Source organism: Leptospira limi, from assembly GCF_026151395.1.
Taxonomy (GTDB): domain Bacteria; phylum Spirochaetota; class Leptospiria; order Leptospirales; family Leptospiraceae; genus Leptospira_A; species Leptospira_A limi.
In genome coordinates, this window is sequence record NZ_JAMQPV010000001.1 from 1,468,015 (window position 1) to 1,484,369 (window position 16,355).

Annotated in this window: 13 protein-coding genes; 7 read left to right on the forward strand and 6 right to left on the reverse strand. The window is 37.9% G+C overall.

What is annotated here, in order from left to right; genetic code table 11:
* Nucleotides 1-2 precede the first annotated feature (2 nt).
* Nucleotides 3-1,886, forward strand: a complete 1,884-nt coding sequence (locus ND812_RS06860; protein WP_265374835.1) for an ABC transporter ATP-binding protein — start codon at nt 3-5, stop codon at nt 1,884-1,886.
* Between the two features lie 6 nt (nt 1,887-1,892).
* Here the strand turns inward: ND812_RS06860 and ND812_RS06865 are convergent, their stop codons facing one another.
* Nucleotides 1,893-2,303 carry a zinc ribbon domain-containing protein gene (locus ND812_RS06865; RefSeq protein ID WP_265374836.1) on the reverse strand — a complete coding sequence of 137 codons (411 nt, stop codon included), beginning with the start codon at nt 2,301-2,303 and terminating at the stop codon, nt 1,893-1,895.
* A 71-nt stretch (nt 2,304-2,374) separates the two neighbouring features.
* On the opposite strand from ND812_RS06865, the gene ND812_RS06870 reads away from it, so the two are divergent.
* Nucleotides 2,375-3,877, forward strand: a complete 1,503-nt coding sequence (locus ND812_RS06870; protein ID WP_265374837.1) for a succinate CoA transferase — start codon at nt 2,375-2,377, stop codon at nt 3,875-3,877.
* Nucleotides 3,874-5,127: an NAD(P)-binding protein gene (locus tag ND812_RS06875; protein WP_265375922.1), complete on the forward strand. Its 1,254-nt coding sequence runs from the start codon at nt 3,874-3,876 to the stop codon at nt 5,125-5,127. Before ND812_RS06870 ends, ND812_RS06875 begins: the two co-directional genes overlap by 4 nt.
* On the opposite strand, the gene ND812_RS06880 is transcribed toward ND812_RS06875, so the two are convergent.
* Nucleotides 5,128-5,934, reverse strand: coding sequence for an SAM-dependent methyltransferase (locus ND812_RS06880; protein ID WP_265374838.1), 807 nt, complete (start codon nt 5,932-5,934; stop codon nt 5,128-5,130).
* Here ND812_RS06880 and ND812_RS06885 point away from each other — a divergent pair.
* The 4 genes from ND812_RS06885 (at nt 5,927) to ND812_RS06900 (ending at nt 11,090) form a co-directional block, all read left to right on the forward strand.
* Nucleotides 5,927-6,193 carry a metal-sensitive transcriptional regulator gene (locus tag ND812_RS06885; RefSeq protein WP_265374839.1) on the forward strand — a complete coding sequence of 89 codons (267 nt, stop codon included), beginning with the start codon at nt 5,927-5,929 and terminating at the stop codon, nt 6,191-6,193. The genes ND812_RS06880 and ND812_RS06885 overlap by 8 nt on opposite strands.
* A gap of 101 nt (nt 6,194-6,294) precedes the next feature.
* Nucleotides 6,295-6,519, forward strand: coding sequence for a YgaP family membrane protein (locus ND812_RS06890; protein WP_100716316.1), 225 nt, complete (start codon nt 6,295-6,297; stop codon nt 6,517-6,519).
* Nucleotides 6,520-6,523: 4 nt separating this feature from the next.
* A complete protein-coding gene (locus ND812_RS06895) occupies nt 6,524-7,936 on the forward strand; it encodes a TolC family protein (RefSeq protein ID WP_265374840.1) in 1,413 nt (470 codons plus the stop codon).
* On the forward strand, nt 7,914-11,090 hold the full coding sequence (locus tag ND812_RS06900) for an efflux RND transporter permease subunit (protein WP_265374841.1): 3,177 nt from the start codon (nt 7,914-7,916) through the stop codon (nt 11,088-11,090). Before ND812_RS06895 ends, ND812_RS06900 begins: the two co-directional genes overlap by 23 nt.
* Nucleotides 11,091-11,192: 102 nt before the next feature.
* Here the strand turns inward: ND812_RS06900 and ND812_RS06905 are convergent, their stop codons facing one another.
* The 4 genes from ND812_RS06905 to ND812_RS06920 all read right to left on the reverse strand — a co-directional run bounded on the left by ND812_RS06905 (nt 11,193) and on the right by ND812_RS06920 (nt 16,310).
* Nucleotides 11,193-11,975 (reverse strand): hypothetical protein, encoded by a 783-nt coding sequence (locus tag ND812_RS06905; RefSeq protein ID WP_265374842.1) that lies wholly within the window; start codon nt 11,973-11,975, stop codon nt 11,193-11,195.
* 156 nt (nt 11,976-12,131) lie between these two features.
* Entirely contained in the window at nt 12,132-12,938 is an 807-nt protein-coding gene (locus ND812_RS06910) for a hypothetical protein (protein WP_265374843.1), read from the reverse strand.
* A gap of 39 nt (nt 12,939-12,977) precedes the next feature.
* Nucleotides 12,978-13,784 (reverse strand): hypothetical protein, encoded by an 807-nt coding sequence (locus ND812_RS06915; protein WP_265374844.1) that lies wholly within the window; start codon nt 13,782-13,784, stop codon nt 12,978-12,980.
* Nucleotides 13,785-13,928: 144 nt separating this feature from the next.
* Nucleotides 13,929-16,310, reverse strand: coding sequence for a HAMP domain-containing sensor histidine kinase (locus ND812_RS06920; RefSeq protein WP_265374845.1), 2,382 nt, complete (start codon nt 16,308-16,310; stop codon nt 13,929-13,931).
* Between the last annotated feature and the right edge of the window lie 45 nt (nt 16,311-16,355).

Below are 16,355 nucleotides of genomic sequence, written 5' to 3' on the forward strand. Positions count from 1 at the left end.
ACGTGAAGATTTACCGAAAACTATGGCCATATTTGGCAAAATACAAATACAGACTCAGTCTTGGAGTTTTTCTGTCTATATTTGTTTCTATTTTTAACGGGGCATCTCTCACTTCATTCATTCCCATCTTTGATTCCTTAGGATCAGGCGAAAATTATAAATTCCAAATTGCTCTTACAAAAAAAGACCAATCACTTTTAAGTGAATACAAAAACCCAGATCGATTACAGGGGTTAACCTATTGGGAGTGGCAATTCGCAAATTTAAAAGAAAAAACAAATTCCGAACTTGCAGAGAAAAAACCTGATGATTTGGTTTATCTCTTTTGTCTGATTATCCTTCCCATTTACTTTTTAAAATTATTATGCCTAGCGGGTACTGTTTATTTTGTTAACTCAGCTGGATTACTTGCTGTCAAAGACCTCAGACAAGCACTTTACCAAAAACTCCAGGTATTACCTCTCAATGAATTTTATAGAGAAAAAACGGGAGTATTGATGAGCCGTGTGATCAACGATGTAGACATCGTTGGCAAGGTTGTTTCAAACGATCTAAAAGATGCAATTAACGATTTCTTTTATATCATCACACATTTGATCATATTACTTGTGTTAAGTTGGAAATTGTTCTTTTTACTTTTTATTGTGATCCCTTTGATTGTAGGACCAGTTAGTGCCTTTGCAGACCGAATTCGAAGGACAACTAAAAATCAACAGGAACAATTATCGGAACTAAATGGTGACTTACAAGAAGTGATCTCGGGAATACGTGTGATTCGTGCTTTTTCAATGGAAGATAAGGAAGCAGAAAGATTTTTTAAAGTAAACCAAAACTTATCAGACAAAACTTTTAAAACTCATTTTTACCATCAAATTGGTCCCGCCTTAACCGAGTTATCTGGTTCTGTAGTAACAATGGTGTTTTTAGGGATTGGTGCATATTTATTGGAAGACGCAAGTTTTTCAAAAGGTATGTTCATAGCATTTTTTCTAACTTTGATTTTTCTAATGCGTCCACTCAAGCAGATGAGTATCTTAGTAAACTTGGTCCAATCATCAGTGATTGCAAGTGATCGGGTTTTTGAAATTTTAGGACGAGAAGTTGACATCAAAGAACCAACTTCCCCAAAACCACTAGGGAATTTAAGTCATGCCATCACTTATAAAAACGTTACTTATCTTTATCCAAATACAGATTTATACGCCTTAAAAAATATCAATCTGACTTTACCAAAAGGAGGAACCATTGCGATTGTTGGTTCCTCTGGAGCAGGTAAATCTACATTAGTCGATTTATTGCCAAGGTTGATTGATCCCACTGAAGGTGGAATCTATTGGGATGATGTAAATGCCAAAGATTTAAGTTTGGATAATTTACGCAAAAGAATCGGCGTTGTTTCGCAAAATATATTTTTATTCAATGGATCCATTCGTGAAAACATTGCCTATGGAAAACCTGATGCTACAGAAGAAGAAATCAGAAGAGCAGCAGAAGATGCATTTGCTTCCGAATTCATAGAATCATTTGAAGATGGTTACGATACAATCGTCGGTGAAAGAGGTGTTATGTTGTCTGGAGGCCAAAGGCAAAGGATATCAATTGCACGAACCTTACTCGCCAATCCAGAAGTATTAATCTTAGATGAAGCCACATCTGCATTGGATACAGAATCAGAAAGATTAATCCAACAAGCATTTGTCCGATTGTATGAAAACAAAACAGTAATCATCATTGCTCACCGTTTATCCACAGTGAAAATCGCAGATACAATTTATTATTTAGAAAATGGTGAAATTGTAGAGAGTGGTAGCCACACAGAACTTTTGCAAAACCCAAATTCAAAATACAAACGTTTGTATGACATGCAATTTTCTAACTCAAATTAGGTGGAATTAAGCCAATCGACTTGTCCCACAGTTTGGACAAAATTTTGCATTTGGAACAGAAACAAAAGATCCACAATTGGAACAAGTCCAATCATTGTTAATCTTGGGTTGTTCTAACGTAACCAAATTTTTACTCTTTTCCAATAATGTAGACTCTACTGTTTCTAATTCTTCAATATAGGGGATGGATTGAGTTTGAAATTCTTCTTCTGTCAACTTCCCCGAATCAAAATCGGATCGTATGTCTTTTAACGAATCTAATAAGTTATTTTTTTTCTCATAAATAGCTCGTAACTGTGCATCCATCTCTTTGCCAAAGGGCGACTCATCAATCTGGAATCGATAATAGAATACCAAAAAGGGAGCAATCAGAATGATTCCAAATAACACCGAATAGAAATATAAGAGAAAATCCATACGTTCAGAATTTGGACTTTTTATTTTTAGGCAATCTCTTTATCTTTGGTCTAAGAAGAGATTTACCATTTATGACTGTAACCAATTCCTTGATTGAAGAAAAACTTAAAACTGCAGAAGAAATCGCCCTATTATTGCCATATCATGTCACCTTGGGTTGTTCCGGTTTTACTCCCGCAGGTTACCCTAAACTTATCCCTGTTGCCTTTGCAAAACGTATCGAAGAAGAAAAAAAACAAGGGAAGTCATTTTCTATCAATTTGTATGCAGGTGCTTCCACTGGGGAAGAATTAGATGGAGCATTGGCGAAGACAGGCGCTTTAAAATTACGAATCCCATACCAATCCAATTCACATTTACGCAATTTAATCAACCAAGGGGAAACTGATTTTATAGACATGCACCTTTCCCATGTCGTGAAATACATCGAACATGGAATTTTGCCAAAAATTGATGTAGCATTAGTGGAAGCCATTGATGTGACAACGGATGGTAAAATTTATTTATCCACTTCTTCTGGGATGAGTGCAACATACTTAAAAAATGCGGAATCGATTTATATCGAACTTACTGATACCCATCCTCTTGAACTAAAATCATATCACGATATTTATCTACCAAGTCACCACATGAAAGGTGGACCAATTCCTATTATCAATCCAAGTGATCGAGTGGGTGAACCTTTTATCCAAGTCCCACCCGAAAAGATCAAAGGAATCGTTCGTTCTAGTAAACCTGATGCAGCTACCGTATTCAAAACACCTGATGCTGATTGCCAAAATATAGCTTCCCATGTTTTGGAATTCATCCAACACGAAATCAAAATGGGTAGAATTCCAAAAGAGTATCTGCCATTCCAAAATGGAGTTGGGAATATTGCAAACGCCGTACTTGCAAGTATGGCAAAAGATCCAAAATTCCATGCGATCCAAATGTATACAGAAGTGGTCCAAGATTCTGTTTTTGATTTGATAGATGCAGGGAAATTAGAAATAGCTTCTACTTCTGCGCTCACCTTTTCAGAGTTAGGTCTAAAAAGATTCCATGAAAATATTTCAGCTTGGAAATCTAAATTTGTCATTCGTCCACAAGAAATTTCAAATCATCCGGAAGTCATACGTCGTATGGGACTCATCGCAATGAACACAGCGATCGAAATTGATATCTATGGGAATGTAAATTCAACACATGTGATGGGTACATCGATGATGAATGGAATCGGTGGGTCAGGGGATTTTACTAGAAATTCGCATTTGAGTATTTTTATGACACCTTCACTTGCGAAAGATGGGAATATTTCTGCGATTGTACCAATGGTCTCTCACACAGATCATAACGAACATTCAACAATGATTTTTGTTACAGAAAATGGATTGGCAGACTTACGAGGATGTCCTCCCAAAAAACGTGCGGAACTCATCATTGAAAAATGTGCTCATCCTATCTATAGGGATAAATTGAGAGCTTATTATGAAAATGCACTCAAAGTTTCAAAAGGCAAACACACACCACATGACCTAGAAAATGCATTATCATGGCATGTTCAATTTTTAAAAACAGGAAGTATGAAGTGATTGCAGTTATTGGATCAGGAATTACTGGATTAACTGCTTCATGGGCTTTGAACAAATTTTTGGATGTCTCATTATATGAGAAACACCCTGAAGTAGGTATGGCAGCCTTTGGCGCTAAACAATTGATCAATGGAAAAGAAGTTGAGTTTGATATACCTTTTCGAACCATCAAAAGAGATTATTATCCAACTTTGTTCCAAGTTTACGATAAGGCAAACATCCAAACCAGGGTTGTTGATTATTCTTTTCGAGTTGATTCCAGTGATCAGGCTGTTTTTGGATTTTTTTCCAAAAATATATTTGGGAGTCATTTTGGGTTTCCAACCGCAGATGTTTTTTTATCCAAAAAAGGTAGGCTTATTTTTTCTGATTTATTGAAGTTTTATACGAACTCGAAAAAAGATTGGAAAAACGAAAAACAAAACATTACCATTTTAGATTTTTTAAAGAAATATCATTATTCAAATGAATTTATTTATGAGTTTTTATTGCCTACCTTTGCTTTGGTGAACACTTGTAAAACGGAAACAGTTGCCCTTTATCCTGCGGAAACGATTATTGGATACCACTCCAGAGGTTATTCTTACACTCCCCAAGAAACAGCAAAATTTGGTACTCGAGATGTTGTCAATCGGCTTACTTCAGGATTAAAACAAATTCATTTGAATTCAAATATAAAACAAATATATAAAAAGAATTCCAAAACCATCATTCAATTCGAGAAGGAAGAAAAAGAATTTGATCATGTCATCCTTTCCACACAAGCCAATCAGGCAAAAAGTTTACTTGGGAAAGGTTACGATGAAGAAAAAGAGATTCTAAATGAATTTCGTTATGAAGCAAGTGATGTTGTATTACATACTGATCCGACTTACTTTAAGAACCCTAAAGTATCTTTAGTTTTTAATATACGAGACGGTTATGATAAACCTGAAGTTACATTGGATTTGGGTAGAATCATCCCTGAATTAAAGGGCAAAAAAGTGTTCCAAACCTGGAACCCACATAAAATGCCTCATCAAAATGATGTTTTAAAATTAGCGAAATTTGAAAGACCAGTCATGGATGACCGAACTGGTAGGGCAATCGAACGAATATCTGCCTTACATACAAAAGCCAATTGTAATCTATGGTTATGTGGTTCCTATTCCTTGTATGGAATTCCATTGTTGGAAGCTGGAGCTAAATCAGCCCTACAAGTAGTTTCTAAAATTTTAAATCAACCTGTAGATACAATCATTCTGAGATAATTATTTTTTGATTACATAGTAGTGGTAAGTAAGATCAAAAAGTTTTGTGATTTTTTGTAAGACATATCCAAACAAACGTAGTGACAATTTCATTTGATTGGAATTTTGTATAAATCCTTCGATGACTGGTTTTGTCCAATCTAAGTATTTTTCGATCGTAAAACCAATGGTTTCTAATTCTTTTTTTGTTTCATTCTTCGTTTTGATTTGGTTCGGTGGAATCAGGAATAATTTTAATAAGATAGGAAATGATATTCTTACATTCTTGTTAGAATGAAAAATATTGAGAACTAATTTCCCTCCTGGTTTTAGAACTCGGTAAGCTTGGCGATAAAACTCTTCTATATTGTCAAAATGATAAGCAGCATCCACAGAAAAAACAAAATCAAATGTGTTTGTGGGAAGAGTTTTTATTTTTTCCCATCCTGCTTCGATAAAAGGATCTACTTTAACACCATTCTCGTTAAATAACTGTTTTGCGAAGTCTGACTGTTCTCCTGGTAAATTGATTGCAGCAAGTTTCTTTGCAAGAAAAAAGTGTTTCCAATAGAGTAAACTCCCCCCCAGGCCCGATCCAACTTCCAAAATGGAGGTTTTTTTTGTAAGCCCACATTGTTTTGCAAACTCTGATACAAATTGAATCCCTGCTTGGTTGTACTCAGTCACTCCAAACCAATAGCCAAAATTGGAAACGTAGTAGGGTGGTGATTGGGGTAGATCTGTAATAGGTGATTTTGAAAATGGGAAGGGGGTCATTTTTTTACTTGAAACTTTGGTATACCCTGCTGGGTATGTAGGTATGAGCATTTCCGAAAACCAAACCAAACTCATCCATCGCATCAATCGTATCCAAGGGCAGTTGGAAGCGATCAAAAATACCATCGTGACAGAAGAACAGGACTGTGAAAAAGCGATCCTACTCCTAAAAGCAGCCCACCAAGCCATGAAAAAGTTCGGAGAAGCTTACATCCATGAATATATGGATACCTGTTTCAAAGAAAAGAAGTCCACTCAAAACATCGAAAGCGACGTAAAAAAAGCCATTTCAGCTGCCTTTTCCCTTTAATCTTTTCATCCCTCTTTAAAATTCCCATGTAAAAAATACTTGCCAGATATACCCCGCCGGGTATATCTGGATCTAGGCTATATACTATAGGGGGTATAGTAATGTTCTTGGCTTCAACAAAAACATGGTATTTGGAGCGATTGGTGTTTCTCATCGCTGGAGTTTTTAGTTTAGTAGGTGTTTCACTTGGAACTTATGTTTCACCTTGGTGGTTCCTCTTGAACTTACTTGTAGGTATCAACTTGGTTGTTTTTTCAACCATCGGTTTTTGCCCAATGGCAATTCTTTTGAACAAACTTGGTGTAGAACCAAAGGTTAAGGATTAAACCAATGAAACTTTTCACTAGCTTTCTGCTTTTGATCACGCCGATTTATCTTTCTGCTGAAGGAGTCGGGTTTAGTGACCTCTGGAAACGAATCGAAGAAAATTCATCAGCAAGAAAATCCAAATATTTGGAGTGGAAAGCTGGTGAAATTGCAAAGGACAGGTCCGACAAACACTGGTTACCTAGGGTTTATGCTGATCTTAGAACTTTTCAAACAAACGATCCCACTCTTAACTTTATGGGAAAATTAAGCCAAAGGAGTGCAACAGATGCTGATTTTTCAACTGCATCCACTCGTTATCGACCAGGTAATTTCCTAGATTCAAATAACCAACCTTACACAACTTTAAATTCAGATACTATGAATCTTTTTGCAAAAGATACATTAAATAATCCAGGTAACCACCAATATTCTAGAGGAACTCTTGGAATGGATTTGCCACTATATGAAGGTGGATCGGGTAAAACTTTTGCTGCAATGAATGAAAAAAGAAGTACGGGTTTGAAATTTGAATGGTTAGCAATCCGAGATAGAGAGTTTGCTCAAGCTGGATTTTATTACCGGGCAATTCAAAGTTTATATGAGTATCAAAAAAGACTCGAACAAATCAAAAAAATTGAGAGTCGTTTCCAATCCAATTATTCTTTAGGCAATAAAGGAAACCCTGTTGGTTATGCAGGATACCTTGCATTAAAATCGATCAAAAACCAAATCTCGGTATTGGAAAAACAATCTGAGTTACAAATCAAAGACTATAAAGATACTTTATATGTTTTATCCGATTTACCAGCAACTGATTTGGAAATTGTAGAATCAGACCTTAATGACTTCTTGGATACGTATTTTAAACGACCTGTTGGCTATGAAAGATCCAATCAAATGAATGCACAAATCAAGTATGCAGAAGGTGAAAAACTGAAAGCAGAAATGGAGATGGCTAAGTTTTTACCAAAAATTGGAGCCTATTCCGAAGCATACGGATACCAAGGAAGTCGTAATATATCAAACGCATACCAAGCAGGTGTGTATCTTCAAATGAATCTATACAATCCAAAAGATATGGGAGTGATAGAAGAATCTAAGTTAAATGCTGAAGCCGCTCTTAAAAAAATTGAAGAAAAAACAAAAGAAGAAGAGACTCACGTAAAATCATTAATTCAAAAAGAGATTTCACTCAAAGAAACTTTGGAACTCATAAGAGAGTCCATGAAATTCCAAGAAGAACAAGTGATCAATATGCAAAGATTATTCCAGAGTGGAGCAATCAATGCCATGCAATTTGCTGAGACTTTAAATAAATCACTAGATTTATCTCGAGTTTTAATGGAAACCGAAATCGCTTTTTTACAAGTGAGAACGGAAGTATCGATATTTTCAAAAAAGGAAGACGCAAATGAATCCATTGGAAGAAATTAGGGCTGGATTTGCAGGGAAACTAGCAGAAACATTTTTACATTCACGGTTAACTCCTGTCATAGCGATTGCAAGCTTGGTATTAGGTTTATTTGCTGTATACTTAACCCCAAAAGAAGAAGAACCACAGATATCAGTTCCAATGATTGACATCCAAATTCCAAGTCCTGGATTTTCACCAGAAGAAACGGAAAGGAAAGTTACGGAACCTGTGGAACGTGCCGTTTGGGGACTTGAAGGTGTTGAATATATCTACTCTAGTAGTAAGTGGCATGGAAGTTATATCACTGTTCGATTTAAAGTTGGCGAACCAATTGAACCTTCACTAGTCAAAATCCATCATAAATTAATGGAGGCAAAAACTGTATTACCGAAAAATACGTTACCTCCGATTGTAAAATCTTATTCAATTGATGATGTTCCCTTCCTAGCACTCAGTTTTAGTTCAGAATCTTTAAATGATTATGAACTAAGACAAAAGGTTGGACCTTTAGCAAGAGAATTGTCTTCAACACCAGATTTGGCAAGTGTGCAAATGTTGGGTGGATTGAAGAAAACAGTTCGAGTAAAAGTTGACCCCAGTTTATTAAGTCGATTTGGTGTTACAGCCATTGAAGTAGCAGAGAGTTTAAAACAAAATGATGCATTGATCCCAGCGGGGAAAAATTGGTCATCGGAATCTGTTGTCGATATGGAAGTTGGGGGTGTGTTAAGAAATATTGCGGATGTAAAACGATTACCAGTTGCCCAACGTGGTGGAAGAGTCGTGCGCATTCAGGATTTAGCCCAAGTGGAAGAGGGGCCGGAAGAAAGAACAAGGTCTTCCGTTTTGTATGACAAATCACTTGGTGAATCCAAACGTAATGCAGTAACGATTGTATTTGCAAAAAGGAAAGGTACAAACGTTGTCAATTTATCTAAAGACTTAATTGAAAGGGCAGAATTATTCCAAAAAGATTTACCAAAAGAGATTAGTCTCAGCATCATTCGTGATTACGGTAGCACCGCAGAAGATAAATCCCATGAACTGATCGAACATTTGTTGATAGCAACGATTTCAGTGACTATTCTCATTGCACTATGGATGGGATGGAGATCAGCACTTGTTGTTGCCATTGCGATCCCTGTTACACTTGCGCTCACACTTGCAATATATTACTTTCTAGGATATACTCTAAACCGAGTTACACTATTTGCACTGATTTTTTCCATTGGGATTTTGGTTGATGATGCCATCGTTGTTGTGGAAAACATCGAACGCCATTTGGAAGAAAATCCGAAACTAGGTATCATCCGAGCAACACTCATTGCCGTTTCAGAAGTGGGAAACCCTACTATCCTTGCCACCTTTACAGTGATTGCCGCCATTTTACCTATGGCATTTGTAAGAGGACTTATGGGGCCTTATATGAAACCGATCCCTGTGGGTGCAAGTCTTGCGATGATATTATCTTTGATAGTCGCTTTTGTCATCACTCCTTGGGCATCTGTAAGATTATTAAAAGAATCACATACTCATTCAGATAAAGAAGTGGGTCATAAAGTTTCCAAATTAGACCAACTTTACATCAAGTTCACTAATTGGTTGTTAGGTACAAAGAAAAATGCAAGTCTATTTGGAGCTATTACCATTGGATTATTAGTTGTTTCCATGGCTTTTGTAGCTTTCAAATGGGTAAAAGTCAAAATGTTACCTTTTGATAATAAAGAAGAATTCCAAGTTCTAATCGATTATGAACCGAAAACAACTTTAACACAAAGTATGTCCCAATCGGAAGGTTTAGCAAAGAAACTATTACAAAATCCGAATGTAGAAAAAATCCAAATCTTTGGTGGAGAAGCAGCTCCATTTTCATTCTCTGGGATGGTGAAACATTCATTCCTTCGAAATTTAGATTCGATGAATGACCTGCAAATTATTTTAAAGAATAAAAATGATCGTAAAGCATCAAGTCACGAGATCATCGAATCACTACGAGGAGAGATTAAGTCCTTTGGTGAAAAAAACAATGCAGTGACAAAAGTTTTAGAAATCCCTCCAGGGCCTCCAGTGATGGCAACCATGGTAGCGGAAGTATATGGTCCAAGTGTATCAGAGAGGAAAAAAGTAGCAGAGGAGATATACAATATCTTCAAAGAAGAACCAAGTGTAGTCGATTTGGATACTTCACTCCGAAACGGAAGACCCAAGATGGTTTATCCGATTGATTTTGATAAATCAGGACTCTATGGGATCAAAACATCTGCACTTGCCTATACAGGTTCTTTACTCTTTTCTGAATCACCACTTGTAAGTTTGGCAACGGCAAAAGAACCGGAAGAAGTTTCCATCAACCTCTCAATGAAACAAAATGTTCGTAGTTCAAAATCTCCATTCCAAAACCAAAACATCATGTCAATGGAATCGGGAGTTGTTTCTTCTGAAAGAGTCCTAGGAAATCCTTACATCGAAGAAGACCGAGCTCTTTTCCGCAAAAACCTAAAACCTGTGAACTATGTAATGAGTGAACTTTCTGGTGAAGAAGAAGCTCCTGTGTATGGGATGTTAAAACTGGCACCAAAAATTAATTACGAAACACAAACAGCAGATGTCCCTTGGAACACAACAAAACCTGTCATCAAATGGGATGGAGAATGGTTCATTACATACGAAGTATTTCGTGACTTAGGTGGTGCCTTTGCTGTCGTAATTTTACTCATCTATGTTCTTGTGCTTGGATGGTTTAAAAGTTATACAGTGCCCCTCATCATCATGGCGCCGATCCCTATCTCACTCATTGGTATCCTGCCAGGTCATTGGGTGATGGGTGCTTATTTCACGGCAACATCCATGATCGGATTTATTGCAGGAGCTGGGATCATAGTCCGAAACTCAATCATCCTCGTTGATTTTATCGAAGGAGAGATTAAAAAAGGGGTCGAGTTAAAAGAAGCAGTAGTCCATGCAGGAGTCGTTCGGTTTCGGCCTATGTTACTAACTGCATCTGCGGTTGTGGTAGGTTCTTTTGTGATGTTATTTGATCCAATTTTCCAAGGTTTAGCCATCTCACTCATGTTTGGTGAAATAGCAGCTACTGTCCTTAGTCGATTTGCAGTGCCAGTGTTATACTACTGGTTCATTGGTAGGTCAAGACAAGGAGTGATCAAACACGGCTAATCAAATTAAAAGCTTCTACTAAACAAAAAAGCTGAAGGTTTCCCTTCAGCTTTTGAATTAATACCTAACGTTTAAAATCGTTGGGTTTTTTGATTCCTATAATTATCTTGTTCCTTCGTTTTTGATTTCACTATGATTCTTATACAAACCAGTCGCAGTTAGAGACGGTGCTCTAAGGTGTCCAGTGTATTGTGTATAAGTAGTGCTACCGCTCACGATAGAAGATTGGCATTTGTCAAGACCACCAGCACGGTTGTATCCACAAGATGAATGGTATGCTACTGCATAATCATCTTCCCCTGGAAGGATCGCAGAAGCTCCAAATGCACCTTTGTAACCTGGTACATGGTGGATCTGAATTCCAGCCGTATTGTTATGGTTAAACGCACCACGCGCTGTGGATACGATGAGTGATTTGTCCATTGCGTTTCCACCAAAACCGAAAGTAGCACCATTGAGAGCTGACGCAAGTTCCGATCCACCAGAAGCAGCTGCAAGAGCAGTTACTTTTGTAAGGTTGAAACCTTTCGAGGACGCAGTGGATCCCAAATTTGCCAACCAAAACTCAATCGCATAACATCCCGCAGAGTGGCATACGATTTTGCAAGAGTTTGCCCCTTTGCAATAGTTCGTAAGTCCAGTGGAGATGTTAGTTTGTGCACGAGCAGATCCGTATGTTCTTGGGTCAGAAGTTCCATCATATCCAATGAAAATTTTGGATCCAGAAACCGTATTCGCAGAGGTTCCCCAGTACGAATTTACGTCTGTTGTTCCCACACCATTGTGGTTTTTGTCCGACTTTCCGTGGATGAACACGGTGTAGGTTTGTGCACTGAGTGATCCTGCTAAGAGGAACGCTAGTATTGTTGTGATTGTGCTTCGCATTGTTTTCCCTTTCCTGATTTTTTTCTTTAGACACAAATTCCACAAATAAGTCAAATGTGTCAATTTGTATTATATTCGGGCAAAAAAAAGACCAGCCGAAATGGCTGGCCTTTTGGTCTTACCAAAGTCTGGTAAGGTAGGAAGTGGATTCCGATCCTATCGGTATCCTTCTCCTTTGAGTTGTCCATGGTCAAGGTAAAGACCAGTAGAGGAAACAGAAGGTGCTCTATAGTGTCCACTGTACTGAGTGTAAGTTACATTGGAGCCGAATGGCCAAATTCCTTCATATTGAGTGAGTGACGATTGGCATTTGTTTAGACCACCTGCACGATTGTATCCACAAGAAGAGTGGTAAGCAACAGCATAATCATCTTCACCAGGAAGGATGGCAGAAGCTCCAATCAAACCTTTGTAACCAGGTACGTGGTTCACGGCAACACCAGCAGTGTTGTTATGGTTGAATGCTCCGCGTGCAGTAGAAACGATGAGTGACTTGTCCATTGCGTTTCCTGCGAAACCAAAAGTGATTCCGTTAAGAGCGGAAGCAAGTTCCGACCCACCAGAAGCAGCAGCTAGTGCAGTTACACCAGTAAGGTTAAAACCATTTGAGGATGCAGTAGAACCTAAGTTAGATAACCAATACTCAATCGCATAACAACCTGCAGAGTGGCATACAATTTTACAAGAGTTTGCGCCTTTACAGTAGTTTGTCAAACCTGTCGCAATGTTTGTTTGTGCGCGAGCAGATCCGTATGTTCTTGGGTCAGAAGTTCCATCGTATCCGATGAAAATTTTAGATCCAGAAACTGAACTAGTGGAAGAACCCCAGTACGAATTTACGTCTGTTGTTCCCACGCCATTGTGGTTTTTGTCCGACTTACCGTGAATGAACACGGTATAGGTTTGTGCACTAAGCGATCCTGCAACGAGGAACGCAAGTATTGTTGTGATTGAGCTACGCATCTCTTTTTTCCTTTTCCTTTCTATCAATGATTCCTAAATTTATCTCCAACCTTCTGTTTTGATCTGACCATGGTCTAGATACAATCCAGTGGAAGAAACAGAAGGTGCACGGTAGTGACCGCTGTATTGATTGTATGTTTTGTTAGATCCGAATGGCCATAATCCTTCATATTGAGTGAGAGAAGATTGGCATTTGTTCAAACCGCCAGCACGGTTGTAACCACAAGAAGAGTGGTAAGCTACAGCATAATCATCTTCACCAGGAAGGATAGCAGAAGCTCCAAACATACCTTTGTAACCAGGGACATGGTTCACAGCAACACCAGCCGTATTATTATGGTTAAACGCACCACGAGCAGTTGTTACGATGAGTGATTTGTCCATTGCATTCCCACCGAAACCGAAAGTGATTCCATTCAGTGCGTTTGCAAGTTCCGATCCGCCAGAGGCAGCAGCAAGTGCAGTCACTTTTGTGAGATTAAAACCTTTAGCAGAAGCAGTAGAACCTAAATTAGATAACCAATATTCAATGGCATAACATCCAGCAGAGTGGCATACGATTTTGCAAGAGTTTGCCCCTTTGCAATAGTTAGTAAGTCCTGTGGAAATATTTGTTTGGGCACGAGAAGAACCGTAGGATCTAGGATCACTTGTTCCATCGTATCCAATGAAAATGCGAGTTCCGCCTACGGAATTCACAGAAGAACCCCAATACCCGTTCACATCAGTGGTTCCCACACCGTTATGGTTTTTGTCTGATTTTCCGTGAATGAAAACAGTGTAAGTTTGTGCACTGAGTGACCCAGCTAAGAGCAAAGTTGTGATGGCTGTGAGGAGAGTTCGCATGGTAATTTCCTATTCCCGTTTTGTGTTTCTCTTGTTGTATAAGTTTGGCAAAAGATTGACAAGAATTTTTTGACCAATTTAGACAAAATTTTAACATAATTTTGACATTGTCACTGATTCCATGACAAAAGTAGACGAGAAATCCTAGGAATTTGCTAGGGGAAGGTGGATGGTGAAGAGGGTTTTCCCTGGTTGGCTTTGGACTTGGATTTTCCCTTGGTGGTTTTCGATGATTTTTTGGACGATAGACAATCCGAGTCCAGTGCCCATTCCCAGCTCTTTTGTTGTGAAAAATGGCTCAAAGATCCGAGGTAAAATTTCCTCAGGAATTCCCTTTCCATTATCTTCGATCTGGATCACAGCTTCAGAATTGGTAGTTTTGAGACTGATGGAAATTTTGCCGTTTTCACTGGGACAAGCTTGGAAAGAATTATAAACCAAATTGGTCCAAACCTGTACAAGTTCGTCTGCATGGCCAAATACTATTGGGTCTCCTTCACAATTCCATTCTAACTCCACATGGGGTTTCCAACTTTTGGAATACATGCTTAAAACTGACTCGATGCCCTCTCTTAGGGACAATTCTTTTTGGTTGTCTTTGGGTCCTTGGTACGAGTGGTGTTTTAAGGCGAATACAATTTTAGAGGCACGTTCAACTGCAGTTTCAATGATACCTAAATGGAAACGGATCACATGTTCGTTGAGTCTTGTTTGGAAGGCTTCGATCCCTTCTTTGGTGTCAAATAAAGATAAAAATGGAATTGGTATCTCTTCCATATGAAAATCGAAGCAGGTATCAGCAAGAGAGATTGGATCGGAAACTTGTTTTGATTTAAAAAAATTTGTGAGTTCTCGTTTTCTTTTAAATCTAGAAGTTACTTCCGAACGTTTTTGATTTTTGAAACTCTCGATGAGTGAATCTGCTTGGATCTCTAATGGAGAATGTTGGCCTGAATCATCAGAAAATTGACTATCCTTTATGAATTGGATACTCCCTTTGATGGCAGCGAGTGGGTTATTGATTTCATGAGCTACACTTGCAGCGATTTTACCCAATGTGGACATTCTTTCTGCATGTAACAGTTGTTCCTGTGTGTCACGTAATTCTAAAATTGTATTATTGAGAGAAACAGTTCTTTCTTCAATTTTTTGTTCGAGTTGGAATCTAGCTTCTCTAACGATCGAAATCATTTCATTAAAACTTTTTGAGAGTTCTCCAATTTCATCTTTACTGGAAACTTCTACTGAAACAAATAAATCACCTGATTGCATCCTTCTGATTCCAGAAAGAAGTCTCGTTAAAGGGAAAACAATACTGGTTTTATGTAATACAGGGTATAACATAAAGATTGTGAAAATCGAAAAAAGTAGGGTTATGATTAACCATACAACAGTTTGGTGAACCTTTTCTCGATATTCAATGTAAGGAATTGCGACTAAAAAATGATGGTTTTTTGCGAAAAAATCAGAAGTCCAATAAATTCCAGTTGGATCATTATTGAATGTATCCACTTTGAAAAATTCATAGGAAGGAATTCTGTTTTGTAAGGATTCGATTTGGTTTTCTGAGAATTCAATTTTATTGATACGAAAGTTTTTTTCCTGCATGTCAATGACGAGGTCAGATAAATAAACATAAGGATAAATATTCCCAAGTTCCAATTGCGTTTTGATATTATGTTTTTCTCTGCTCATTTCATTTTGAATGTCGATTCGGAAACGATTGAATAAAAAATTTGCGACAATCGAAAGTATGAGATACAAAATTGTAAGATTAAAGGTCATAATCTTAAACCCAACTGTCGATGGAACAGTGTCTTGGTTGAGTGAAACCAAAACAAGTATGGTCATGATGATGATCGTAAGATTGGTTAAAACAAATAAATAAGTGGGTTTACTTACATAATTGAGATCAACAAGAATATCAGCAAATGCCAAAGAAAGGATTCCCAGGATTGCTAAGATAAATCCACCAGTTGCTTTTTTTTTGGATCCATCCAATCGATTGTATTTTGCGAATAGGGCAACCAAAGTATTCACAAGCACCAAACAAAGTACAATGGCAATGGATAAGATGGAAAATTGGATCAAAGTGTTTTCTGATGATTGAACGGGAACATAAAATTCCATTTTGGGATCAAAACGAATTTCACGAAAAAAGAAACCGATTCCATTCCAAAAACCTGCAATTAAGGCAAGTCCGGTTTGGATGCGCAAACTCCATTTACGCCAACGTGGGAATAAGTCTTTTTGGAAACGAAATGCTAACTCAGAAGTAGAAACACCTAGTACGAGAATGGCTGGATTTTTCAGAAAAACAAATACGTAGGCAGTGAGGTGGTGTAAGAACGAATTACAAATCGACCATGCTATGGACCAATAAAACAAGCTGAGTAAAGGGATGAGTAAGCCTCGAAAACTGGGGGTGAGTTCCTCTTTTCTCGAGCGAAAGTAAATATACGCAATCCCACTGACCAAACTGAGTCCGAAATAAAAGAAACTGTAGAGGTTGAGAGTTGGTTCCAAGCCTTTCCAGAAATGCGAGTGAAGAATCTTTCGGCAAGCATTTCC